Below are 11,541 nucleotides of genomic sequence, written 5' to 3' on the forward strand. Positions count from 1 at the left end.
GGTGCTAAGAATTATCAGTGATTCAGTTCGTTATTTTTTTGCCTGATGCAGACACATAAAGGTACAGGCCATTACCGTCTGAAACCCTGTAGGGCTTATTTTTCGGCTTAGCCGCGTCTGTTTGTTTAATGGTGAGCATTGGGTAAAATTTCTTACCCAGAATTTGCCCAGGCAAAAGACAGGCTGTCAACGAACTATGGCGAACTGCTATTTATGAGGGAGTGCTTTGTGAGTAGGGTTTGGCAAACGACTTCGGAAGGTGGCGAACCGTGGTATGGCGTCCCCTGCAGGGATCGAACCTGCAACTAGCCCTTAGGAGGGGCTTGTTATATCCATTTAACTAAGGAGACGTCGGCGGGCAGTATAGCGCAGTTATGCGCCAAATTAACCACGCCGAGGTGCGTTTGCTCATTCCATCGACAATTAGCCTTCAGACTGCTGTTTCTGGCGACGCTTCTCCTCTTTTTTCTTTTCTGCTCGCATCTTAGCTTTGGCTGTTTCGCTCATATCATTACGAATCTGAGCATGACTGATCAGGGCGAAAATCAATGTGCCGCCCGTAATATTGCCCAGCAGGGTAGGTAAAGCAAAAGGCCAAAAGAACGCTTGCCACTCAATAGCGCCGCTAAACACTAAATAAAGCACTTCAACCGAACCTACCACAATGTGTGCCAGGTCGCCGAGCGCCACTAGCCACGTCATCATGACAATCACAAACAATTTAGCTCCACCTGCATAGGGAAACATCCATACCATGGTGGCGATGATCCAACCGGAAATAACGGCATTGGCAAACATTTCACCCGGCGTATTTTCCATCACTTTTTGACTAATGACGGTAAATGCCTGACGCGTTGCATCATCAAAAATGGGCATTTCGGTAAAGGCTAACGCACCTAATGCTGTGCCAATCAGATTACCGAGCAACACGATGCCCCACAAACGCAGCAGCAGACCAACATTGCTCATCGTGGGTTTGTGCATCACAGGCAGAACAGCGGTAACGGTGTTTTCAGTAAAAAGCTGCTGCCGCGCCATAATGACAATCACAAAACCGAAGGTATAACCCAGATTCTCGAGCAGAAATGCACCCGGTACGCCGTCAAGATGGACCTGAAAAATCCCTTTGGCCATCAGTGATGCACCCATTGATAAACCGGCGGCAATCGCTGACCACAACAAGGCCATACCGTCGCGTTCTAGCTCTTTCTCGCCATCCTGACGTATCTCTTCGTGAATGGCGGCGGCGCGGGAAGGGAGTGCTTCTTCATCTACTTCAATATCGGTGCCTTCTTCTTTTTCATCGCTATCAACATCGTTATGGCCGTGATCTATACCTGATGAACCCTTCATATTTTCTCCTGGTGACAATGCCAACGCGTAATAAGCGTAGACGTTTTTTGCTAATCAAAAATGTAACTGCATTCGCGAATAAGGGTAACAAGGTTTTAACGTTGCTGGATTTTTGGGCAGTTATTGATCTGATGCGCACGAATACGCCCTTTGAGGTAGGACGCGGTGGCCGCTCAGACTTCGGCCCACAGCATCATTGTGGTATTATTCGCGCCTCATTTATCTGGTGCGATTCCCCCTTCATGTTGGAAGTCATTAATCTTTCTTGCGTCCGCGACGAGCGTGCTCTTTTTCATGGGCTGACGTTTTCCGTGGCGGCAGGCGATATCGTGCAAATTGAAGGGCCGAATGGCGCGGGTAAAACTTCTTTGTTGCGTCTGCTGGCGGGATTAAGCCGCGCTGAGCAGGGCGACGTAATGTGGCAATCTCAGCCTATTCGCCAACAGCGCGAAATATGGCATCAGGCGATGCTTTATCTCGGCCATCATCCTGGCGTAAAAGCGGTATTGTCGCCGCTGGAAAATCTGCGTTTTTACCATCGCGATTGCGATGACGAGCTAATTTTTGATGCACTGGAAAGCGTTGAATTGCTGGGTTACGAAGAGGTGCCGGTGACGCAACTTTCCGCAGGACAACAGCGTCGTGTGGCCCTGGCCAGATTATGGTTAAGTCACGCTTCGCTGTGGATTTTAGATGAACCGTTAACCGCCATCGACAAAGCGGGTGTAGAAAAATTAATGGCGAAATTTGCTCAACATGCCGATAACGGAGGCGCGGTCATTCTGACCACGCATCAGGATCTGCCAGACAGCCTTGCACGCGTGCGTAAGATTCGCCTGAGCGGCGCGGAGTGACGTGATGCTAATCCGTGTTATCCAGCGCGAGCTGCGTATTGCCTTTCGCAGCGGCGCAGAAGTGATTAACCCGCTGTGGTTTTTCCTGATTGTGATTACGCTGTTCCCGCTGGGCATTGGGCCCGATCCGCAACAGTTAGCGCGCATCGCGCCGGGTGTCGCCTGGGTGGCTGCCTTGCTGGCCTCGCTGCTGGCGCTGGAGCGCTTGTTCCGCGATGACTTTATGGATGGTTCGCTGGAACAGTTATTGCTGTTGCCCACGCCGTTGCCGCTGACCGTGGTTGGCAAAGTCATTGCCCACTGGCTGGTCACTGGCTTGCCGCTGATTGTGTTATCACCGCTGGCGGCGCTGCTGTTATCGCTGGATTTTCGCGGCTGGAGCGCAATGGCGCTGACCCTGCTGCTGGGAACGCCAACCCTGAGTTTTTTGGGTGCGATTGGCGTCGGATTAACGGTAGGACTGCGTCGCGGCGGCGTATTGCTTAGCCTGCTGGTGTTACCGCTGGCGATTCCCGTTTTAATTTTTGCCAGCGCAGCGATTGATGCGGCAGGGCAGGGATTACCCATCAGTGGTTATCTGGCGATTCTTGGCGCAATGCTGGTGGCGAGCGCCACCCTGGCCCCTTTTGCTACCGCCGCAGCGCTGCGCATTACGCTGCATTAAATCGCGCACGCCTTAGACGTGTCGATAACGAATTTATCTTTACTGTGAGCAATTCATCATGTGGAAATGGTTACATCAACTGGCGAAGCCTGAGCGGCTTTATCAGTTCTGCGGTCGCTTAGTGCCGTGGTTCGCAGTGGCGGCAATCGCCACGCTGCTATTCGGTTGGGTGTGGGGATTCGGTTATGCGCCTGCGGATTATCAGCAGGGTGACAGTTTCCGCATCATGTACATTCACGTTCCCGCAGCCATGTGGTCGATGGGTGTTTATGCTTCCATGGCGATTGCCGCTTTTATCGGTTTGGTCTGGCAGATGAAAATGGCCGATTTAGTGTCGGCGGCAATGGCACCAGTGGGTGCGGTATTCACCTTTATTGCGCTGGTTACCGGTTCCGCCTGGGGCAAGCCAATGTGGGGAACCTGGTGGATTTGGGATGCACGCCTCACTTCCGAACTGGTTTTACTTTTCCTTTATATGGGTGTGATTGCGCTCTATCACGCCTTTGACGATCGTCGTACTGCCGGACGTGCAGCTGGGATCCTGATTTTGGTTGGCGTGGTCAATCTTCCTGTTATTCATTTCTCTGTCCAGTGGTGGAATACCCTGCACCAAGGCTCATCGGGCATGATGCAGCAGGCAATCGCGCCTGAAATGCGTACACCGCTGCGCTGGTCAATCATTGGGTATCTGCTGGTGTTCGCCTCTTTAACGTTAATGCGTTTGCGTAACCTGATTCTGTTAACGGAACGTCATCGTCCTTGGGTCGCTGATATCGCTAAGGGAGGACGCAAAGCATGATGCCCGCATTCAATTCCTGGCAAGCGTTCTTTGCCATGGGCGGCTACGCCTTTTATGTCTGGCTGGCTGTGGTCTTCACCGTTATTCCTTTAACGGGCCTGGTGTTACACACGCTATTGCTTCGCCGCCGTTTGCTGACGGAAATTCGCCAGCGTGAATCCAGGGAGCGCCGTATCCGTGCGGCGAAAACGAAAAAAGCCGTCACTGAAGCGGCAGGAGAAAAAATGTGAATATCCGTCGTCGTAATCGCCTCTATGTTGTGGTGGCGATTTTGGTCGGACTTGGCCTCGCCACCACGCTGGTAATGTACGCGCTGCGTTCCAATATCGACCTGTTTTATACCCCAAGCGAAATCCTGTATGGCAAAGGCGAAGCTCGCCAAAAGCCAGAAACGGGCCAGCGTTTGCGCGTGGGTGGCATGGTGATGCCGGGCAGCGTGAAGCGTGATCCAAAATCACTTGCCGTTTCGTTTAAGCTTTACGATGCCAATGGCGTGGTCAGCGTCAGCTTTGAGGGTATTCTGCCTGACCTGTTCCGCGAAGGGCAGGGCGTGGTGGCCCAGGGTGTGCTGGAGGAGGGCAACCTCGTGAATGCCAAAGAGGTGTTGGCTAAGCATGATGAGAAATACACGCCGCCAGAAATCGAAGACGCAATGAAAAAGAATCACAACGGCCCGCAGTCAATGTATCAACAGCCGGGTAAACAGTCATGATGCCAGAGATTGGAAGTTTCCTGCTCTGTCTGGCTTTAGGCCTTTCTCTGCTGCTGAGCGTTTATCCTTTATGGGGTGCATTGCGTCAGGATGCCCGGCTGATGGCCATGGCGCGTCCGCTCTCTTACGGACTTTTTGCCGCTATCGCGGCGGCGTTTATGGTGCTGGTTTACGCCTTTATTGTTAACGACTTCACCGTCGGCTACGTGGCAACCAACTCCAATACGCTGCTGCCGGTCTACTACCGCATCGCCGCTACCTGGGGCGCACATGAAGGTTCGCTGCTGTTGTGGGTTTTACTGCTCAGCACCTGGACATTAGCAGTTGCGCTGTTCAGTCGAGGCATGCCACAGGACGCGCTGGCACGTGTACTGGCGGTGATGGGCATGATTAATCTTGGCTTCCTGCTGTTTATCATCCTGACTTCAAATCCGTTTACCCGCACGCTGCCAGACTTTCCGATTGATGGGCGCGATCTTAATCCAATGCTGCAGGATATCGGGCTGATCTTCCATCCGCCGCTGCTCTATATGGGGTATGTCGGTTTCTCGGTGGCCTTTGCTTTCGCCATTGCTTCACTGATGGCAGGCAGACTCGATACCGCATGGGCGCGCTGGTCACGTCCATGGACCACTGCTGCGTGGGTGTTTCTGACTATTGGTATCGTACTCGGTTCTGCGTGGGCCTATTACGAACTTGGCTGGGGCGGTTGGTGGTTCTGGGATCCGGTTGAAAATGCCTCGTTTATGCCATGGCTGGCGGGCACGGCATTGATGCACTCGCTGGCGGTGACGGAGAAGCGTGGCACCTTTAAAGCCTGGACGGTATTGCTGGCAATCACGGCTTTTTCTCTTAGCCTACTGGGCACGTTTTTGGTGCGTTCGGGCGTACTGGTATCGGTTCACTCGTTTGCGTCCGATCCCGCGCGTGGCATGTTTATTCTCGCATTTTTGGTGATCGTGATCGGCAGTTCACTGCTGCTCTACGCAATCAAAGGTGGTCAGGTGCGCAGCCGGGTACAAAACGAAGCCTGGTCCCGCGAATCCTTCTTGTTGGGGAACAACGTATTATTGATTGCAGCGATGCTGGTGGTATTGCTGGGCACGCTGTTACCGCTGGTTCACAAGCAGCTTGGCCTTGGCAGCATCTCAATCGGTGAACCCTTCTTCAACACAATGTTCACTTGGTTGATGGCACCTTTAGCGCTGATGCTGGGCATCGGGCCGCTGGTGCGCTGGCGTCGTGATGAGCCACAGAAACTGGCGAAGCGACTGGCACTGGCGCTGATCGTGACGCTGGCTTTTTCAATCTTCATGCCGTGGTTATTGCAAGATCGTATTGAAGCGATGACTGTTGTGGGTCTGCTGATGTCAGTATGGATTATTGTTCTGACGCTGATGGAACTGCATGAACGTGCTACGCATCGTCACCGCTTCTTTGCTGGGTTGCGCCATCTAACGCGCAGTCATTGGGGCATGGTGCTGGGCCATTTAGGCGTAGGCGTCACGGTCATCGGCATTGCCTTTAGCACCCAATACAGCGTCGAGCGCGACGTGCGTATGAATGCTGGCGACAGCGTGGACATCCACAGTTATCACTTTATCTTCCGTGGCGTACAGAATCTTGAAGGGCCGAACTACAGCGGCGGCGTCGGAACCATCGAGGTTACGCGCAATGGCAAGCCGGAAGCGATGCTGCAGGCAGAAAAACGTTTTTACACCGCTTCACGTAACATGATGACTGAAGCCGGCATTGACGGCGGCATGAGTCGCGATCTTTATGCCGCGTTAGGCGAACAGTTAGATGACGGTTCCTGGGCGCTGCGCATCTATTACAAACCCTTCGTGCGTTGGATTTGGTACGGCGGCGTGTTTATGGCGGTGGGCGGTCTGTTCTGCTTGTTTGATCCGCGCTATCGCTCGCGTAAAAAAGCCAAACGCGAGGAGCTGGCATGAACAAGAAAATCCTGTTTATTCCCTTAGTATTATTTCTGCTGCTGGCGGCTGCGCTGTTGTGGCAGCTGTCGAAAAACGCAGAGGGCGACGATCCCACTCGGCTGGAATCAGCTTTGATTGGCAAGCCGGTGCCGCTGTTCAAACTCGAAGCGCTCGACCAGCCAGGCAAGATGTATGACCAGCGCGTGCTAACGGATGGCAAGCCGATTCTGCTCAACGTCTGGGCAACATGGTGCCCAACCTGTCGCGCTGAGCATCAATATTTGAATACGCTGGCGGAGCAGGGCATCCGCGTTGTTGGCCTGAACTACAAAGATGATCGCAACAAAGCGGTAACCTGGCTTAACACGTTGGGCAATCCCTACGCGCTGAGTTTGTATGATGGCAACGGTATGCTCGGTCTCGATCTTGGGGTGTATGGCGCGCCTGAAACCTTTCTTATTGACGGCAAAGGGATCATTCGCTATCGCCACGCGGGTGATATGAACGATCGCGTCTGGCTGCAAGAAGTGAAGCCGCTGTGGATCAAATACAGCAAGGAGGCGGGAGTATGAAACGTCTCGTATTACTGATCTGCGGAATGTTATTTAGCATCAGCTTGTGGGCGGCTATTGATACCTACAAATTTGATTCTGTGGCGCAGGAAGAGCAATACCGTGATTTAACCGCCTCGCTACGCTGCCCAAAATGTCAGAACAACAGCATTGGCGATTCAAACGCGATGATTGCTGCAGACATGCGTTTGAAGGTGTATGAGCTGATGAAGCAGGGACAAAGCCGTCAGCAGATTATTGATTACATGGTGGCGCGTTACGGTAACTTTGTGACCTATGAGCCGCCGGTCACGCCTTCAACCCTTATTCTGTGGGTGGGGCCCGCACTGTTTGTGGTGCTGGGCGGATTAATGATTATTCTGCGCAGTCGCCAGCGCAATTCGCGCAGCGAAAGCGAACTGGACGAAAGCGAACAGCAGCGTCTTGACGCGATTTTGAAGTCAGACAGGAAGCCGCAATGAGTGCATTTTGGATCACCCTTTTACTGTTATTGCTGGCGGCGTGCGCGCTGTTTATCGGTGCCGGTTGGCGACAACGTCTGGCCAGTGATGGCGAACGCAATCAGCTGAACAAAGATTTTTACCAGCAGCGACTGGATGAGTTGGCGCAGGATGAAGCCCAAGGTGTAGTGGCCGAACGGCCAATAATGGAGCGCGAGCTGCAACAAACGCTGTTATCCGATATTCCAGATAACGATGCCGCACAGGCTCACAGCAGCAGCCGCTGGGTACTTTTACCGGGCGTGATAGTGCTGATTGCCGTGTCGCTGGGCACTTATCTGAAAACGGGTGGGCTGGCGCAGACAAGTGGATGGATGCAAGTAAAGCAAGCGTATCCCGCACTGCGCGCACGCGTCATGGATCCGCAAGCTCAGCCGCTTAGCATGGAGGAGCTGGCGCAACTGCAACTAGGGCTGCGCAGTGCGTTGCAATCTGAACCTAATAATATGAATGATTGGGCCATGCTGGGCCGTCTCGGCATGGTGCTGAATAATGCCACTACCGCCAGCCAGGCTTTTGAGCATGCTTTACAGCTCGCGCCTAATAATATCGATTTGAAACAAGACTATGCTGAGGTATTAACCCGCTCCAGCGATCCACAGGATAACCGTCAGGCGGGTTTAATTCTGCGCGATCTGCTTAAAGACGATCACAGTAATGTGCGTACGTTAAGCCTGCTGGCGTTTAATGCGTTTGAGCAACAGCAATATGTTCAGGCGATTGGTGCCTGGCAAACTATGCTGAAATTGATACCGGCTGACGATCATCGTCGTACCATGATCGAACGCAGCATTGAACAAGCAAAAACGGACGCAGGACAGCAAAATATCCAACTGGCACTGACAGTTACTCTCTCTCCGCAGGCAGAAAAAATGTTACCGCAGGGCGGAGTCATGTATATTTCTGTTTCTGACGGTGTTTCACCGGTGCCTGTGGCCGTTAAGCGTATGCCGCTAAGCCACTTCCCGTTATCGCTGACGCTGGATGACAGCAACGCTATGATGCCAGATCGCCTGCTTTCGGCGCAGCATCAGGTGCAAGTTCGAGTGCGTATTTCCCGCGATGGCAGTGCCAATCCGCAGACAGGTGATTGGTTTGGTCTGAGCGAGAAAACACCTTGGGACGGTCATCAGAACATGGCTGTGGAGATTAATCAGCAGCAGCCCTGAAGCGATACATTTTTCATCCGCACAGGGAGATAAAAATGGTTTACCGCCTGACCAGTTTGGTTTTGGCCAGTGTACTTCTGGTGGGTTGTGCCAGTTCAAAGCCGGATAACAACGATGAGCCTGCGCAGCGCAGCGATCCGTTTGAAGGCTTTAACCGCACGATGTTTAACTTTAATTACAACGTGCTGGATCCTTACGTCTTACGCCCTGTTGCGGTTGCCTGGCGTGATTATGTGCCGGTGCCTGCGCGTACTGGATTAAGTAATTTCCTCGGTAACCTGGAAGAACCGGCTAGCATGGTCAACGCCATTTTGGTCGGCGAACCGCGCGATGCAGGCATTCACTTTACCCGCTTCTTTCTGAACAGCGTGTTAGGTTTGGGTGGATTCATTGACGTAGCGGGCAAGGCGAACCCGGCGTTGGCGCGTGAAGAGCCGCACCGTTTCGGGACGACATTGGGTCGTTACGGCGTAGGTTATGGCCCGTATGTTGAGTTACCCGCTTACGGCAGCTTCACTATCCGTCAGGATGGTGGTGACTATGTTGATACGCTTTATCCGCTGCTGGGTTGGCTAACCTGGCCAATGTCGATCGGTAAGTGGACGCTGGAAGGTATTGAGACGCGCGCGCAGTTACTGGATTCCGATGCGATTCTCAAGCAGCAAAACGATCCTTATGCCTTTATTCGTAACGCTTATTTCCAGCGCCATGATTTCCTGGCAAACGGTGGCAAGCTGAAACCGCAAGAGAACCCAAATGCAGCAGCGATTCAAGACGATTTAGGTGACATTGATTCGCAATAGGTTTATTCGCACGCGATGAATTGACCGAAAACGGTATTAAATAAAAAGGCGACTTCATTGAGTCGCCTTTTTTGATCGCTTCTTTTGGATGAAGAAAGGTATCAGAACTTATAGTTAAAGTTCGCACCATACAGCCAGGCTTTACCTGAAGAATTAAAGGTATACGGCCCTTCTTTAACCGTGACGTGTTGGCCGTGCATGTAGGAAATACCGACGTCAACCGAGGCATCTTCATTAAACGCGTAAGAAGTACCCGCGCTCAGCCACAGGCGATCTTGATCGGGAATGGAGATAGAACGCTTATCAGCCGGAACCGGGCTGTCATCAAAGGCGATACCGGTACGGAACGTCCAGTTCTCATCGTAGGTATAGGTTGTACCTAAAGCCAGGCGGTAGGCATCGCGGAAGCTCTCATCTTTATAAAAGAGGGTTTGACCGTTAGAGCCAGTGGCTTTCAACTCCTGGAATTGACTCCAGCTGGTATACGCCAGGCTGTAATGCACCGCCCACTGTGGCGCCACTTTATGCCAGCCCGAAAGCTCCCACATTTCAGGCAAATTCAAGGTTAACGCACCCGGAATCGTAGAGCCGCCTGTTGCGTAAGGCAGACCTAAATTACGCGCCTGATTCACAGCGTTGACGTAGGTTGGCAAGTCACTTTTGTAATCGCCATCAAAGTCGATTTTAACTTCTGAACGGTAGGTAAAGCCGAAGCGGTTATTTTGATCCACTTCATACAAAATACCGGCATTCCAGCCGTAACCCCATTCATCACCTTTCAGATGAGCAATTTGCGTATTTGCCGGCACGCCCAGCGCCGGGCCAGATTCACCGGCATAGCGTTCAATTTTCGCTTTGGCATAAACCGCATCAAAACCCACACCGAAGCTGAAGTGTTCATTTAAACGATACGCTGTACTGAGATTGAAATTACCGGTCAACAAGTCCGTTTTACCGCCGTAAGCGCCTGCGGTGTAACCGTCATTGAATTCGGTCGCCAATCCATAATTAGAGGTTGCGGATGCGCCAATCCACCATTGATCGTTAATGGGTTGTACGTAATGAATATTCGGCACCCATTGATTAGGGGCAATATTATTCGCATCCAGGCTGCGTCCGCTTTGACTGGTACCGCTGATGTTTACATCAGGTGCTATATAGACTGCGCCAATTGAAAAAGCGGGGCGATCCATAAGTGCCATAGTGGCCGGATTACGGCTGGCTGATGCGGCGGTATCACCCATTGCGCCTTCGCCAGAATATGCGCGTCCTAAACCAATAGAAGAAAACTCATTTAATTGAAATCCAGCTGCGTAAACGTGTGAAGAGACGAGTGCTACTGCAGCCGCCACGGCTGACTTTGCAAACAGGTTTTTATGGTTCATGACCACAACCTCATGTGAATTATTATTTAACGCTGTAAATTCGCGTAACAAGGGTCGGCGGATTCCAGGGTCTGACATAAAACGCACTTATCAGACCAGTGCGGCAAGTATAGGTCTGACCTGTGTGTATGTTGCAATATTGTTTTTGAAATATTTCCAAATTGATCGATGGAATTTCGATCTACTTAACAAAACCAGAAATAACAGACGCAGCATAATCTCTCAAATTTGTTTTGGATCAAATTTTATTGTGATATTCGTCACTTAGCGAGAGTGTCATGGCGCAAAGTATACCGAAGGCGTAAAATTTTGGGCGTAAAATTACGCAACTCGACGAATTAATCGTCAGGAGAAAACGATGACTGATGCCATTAAAAAATGTAGCGCAACCGAAACCGCAGCCTGCTGTTGTGTCGATGTCGGCACCGTCATGGATAACAGTGATTGCACCGCAACCTGGTCAGAATGGTTTTCGCAACGGGCTGATGCTGACAAAAAATTACAATATCTCAGCGATAAAGCACGTCAAATTGAATCAGAACCTTGTGACATTAATGCCCGTTTCACAGAAGAAGCAGGCGGCATAAAACTTGATATTGATTTTACTTTCTCCTGCCAGGCCGAAACCATGATTTTTCAACTCGGTTTGCGCTAATCCTCTCCAACGCCGCAACCTGTGCGGCGTTTTTCATTTTCGTGTTTCCCTTCGCAAATTTATCCTTTCCGTATTGGCGGCAGAACCGCTTGTGGTTAACACTGATGAGCAGGTCAGACCTCTTTTGGCAATGATGCC

Annotated in this window: 13 protein-coding genes, 1 tRNA gene and 1 pseudogene; 11 read left to right on the top strand and 4 right to left on the bottom strand. The window is 51.7% G+C overall.

What is annotated here, in order from left to right; all coding sequences use genetic code 11:
* Positions 1–31: 31 nt before the first annotated feature.
* The 3 genes and pseudogenes from MUG06_RS01215 to MUG06_RS01225 form a co-directional block, all read right to left on the bottom strand.
* Positions 32–139 (bottom strand): annotated as a pseudogene (locus MUG06_RS01215) (Arm DNA-binding domain-containing protein); the annotation flags it as partial.
* Positions 140–275: 136 nt separating this feature from the next.
* A tRNA-Arg gene (locus tag MUG06_RS01220) sits at positions 276–350 on the bottom strand.
* A gap of 73 nt (positions 351–423) precedes the next feature.
* On the bottom strand, positions 424–1,353 hold the full coding sequence (locus tag MUG06_RS01225) for a formate/nitrite transporter family protein (RefSeq protein WP_243077489.1): 930 nt from the start codon (positions 1,351–1,353) through the stop codon (positions 424–426).
* A 242-nt stretch (positions 1,354–1,595) separates the two neighbouring features.
* Here MUG06_RS01225 and ccmA point away from each other — a divergent pair, with 242 nt between their 5' ends.
* From ccmA to mlaA, 10 genes are read left to right on the top strand one after another with little or no spacing between them, the layout of a single operon-like run.
* Positions 1,596–2,207, top strand: a complete 612-nt coding sequence (ccmA, locus tag MUG06_RS01230; RefSeq protein WP_243078469.1) for a cytochrome c biogenesis heme-transporting ATPase CcmA — start codon at positions 1,596–1,598, stop codon at positions 2,205–2,207.
* Positions 2,208–2,211: 4 nt separating this feature from the next.
* Positions 2,212–2,871 (top strand): heme exporter protein CcmB, encoded by a 660-nt coding sequence (gene ccmB, locus MUG06_RS01235; RefSeq protein WP_243077490.1) that lies wholly within the window; start codon positions 2,212–2,214, stop codon positions 2,869–2,871.
* A gap of 58 nt (positions 2,872–2,929) precedes the next feature.
* The gene (locus MUG06_RS01240) at positions 2,930–3,670 is read left to right on the top strand and encodes a heme ABC transporter permease (protein WP_215846031.1); all 741 of its coding nucleotides are present in this window, start codon (positions 2,930–2,932) and stop codon (positions 3,668–3,670) included.
* A complete protein-coding gene (ccmD, locus tag MUG06_RS01245) occupies positions 3,667–3,900 on the top strand; it encodes a heme exporter protein CcmD (RefSeq protein ID WP_243077491.1) in 234 nt (77 codons plus the stop codon). Before MUG06_RS01240 ends, ccmD begins: the two co-directional genes overlap by 4 nt.
* Positions 3,897–4,382, top strand: coding sequence for a cytochrome c maturation protein CcmE (ccmE, locus tag MUG06_RS01250; RefSeq protein WP_215846035.1), 486 nt, complete (start codon positions 3,897–3,899; stop codon positions 4,380–4,382). Before ccmD ends, ccmE begins: the two co-directional genes overlap by 4 nt.
* Entirely contained in the window at positions 4,379–6,337 is a 1,959-nt protein-coding gene (locus tag MUG06_RS01255) for a heme lyase CcmF/NrfE family subunit (RefSeq protein ID WP_215846036.1), read from the top strand. Before ccmE ends, MUG06_RS01255 begins: the two co-directional genes overlap by 4 nt.
* Positions 6,334–6,891 (top strand): DsbE family thiol:disulfide interchange protein, encoded by a 558-nt coding sequence (locus MUG06_RS01260; protein WP_215846038.1) that lies wholly within the window; start codon positions 6,334–6,336, stop codon positions 6,889–6,891. Before MUG06_RS01255 ends, MUG06_RS01260 begins: the two co-directional genes overlap by 4 nt.
* A complete protein-coding gene (locus MUG06_RS01265) occupies positions 6,888–7,352 on the top strand; it encodes a cytochrome c-type biogenesis protein (RefSeq protein ID WP_215846039.1) in 465 nt (154 codons plus the stop codon). Before MUG06_RS01260 ends, MUG06_RS01265 begins: the two co-directional genes overlap by 4 nt.
* On the top strand, positions 7,349–8,560 hold the full coding sequence (gene ccmI, locus MUG06_RS01270; protein WP_243077492.1) for a c-type cytochrome biogenesis protein CcmI: 1,212 nt from the start codon (positions 7,349–7,351) through the stop codon (positions 8,558–8,560). Before MUG06_RS01265 ends, ccmI begins: the two co-directional genes overlap by 4 nt.
* Positions 8,561–8,595: 35 nt before the next feature.
* Positions 8,596–9,363 carry a phospholipid-binding lipoprotein MlaA gene (gene mlaA, locus MUG06_RS01275; RefSeq protein WP_215846041.1) on the top strand — a complete coding sequence of 256 codons (768 nt, stop codon included), beginning with the start codon at positions 8,596–8,598 and terminating at the stop codon, positions 9,361–9,363.
* Positions 9,364–9,464: 101 nt separating this feature from the next.
* On the opposite strand, the gene fadL is transcribed toward mlaA, so the two are convergent.
* The gene (fadL, locus tag MUG06_RS01280; protein ID WP_243077493.1) at positions 9,465–10,748 is read right to left on the bottom strand and encodes a long-chain fatty acid transporter FadL; all 1,284 of its coding nucleotides are present in this window, start codon (positions 10,746–10,748) and stop codon (positions 9,465–9,467) included.
* Between the two features lie 358 nt (positions 10,749–11,106).
* Here fadL and MUG06_RS01285 point away from each other — a divergent pair, with 358 nt between their 5' ends.
* Positions 11,107–11,403, top strand: a complete 297-nt coding sequence (locus MUG06_RS01285; protein ID WP_215846045.1) for a YfcZ/YiiS family protein — start codon at positions 11,107–11,109, stop codon at positions 11,401–11,403.
* Positions 11,404–11,541: the final 138 nt, after the last annotated feature.

Origin of the sequence: Pantoea sp. MQR6, assembly GCF_022761075.1 — a bacterium.
Lineage (GTDB): Bacteria > Pseudomonadota > Gammaproteobacteria > Enterobacterales > Enterobacteriaceae > Pantoea > Pantoea phytostimulans.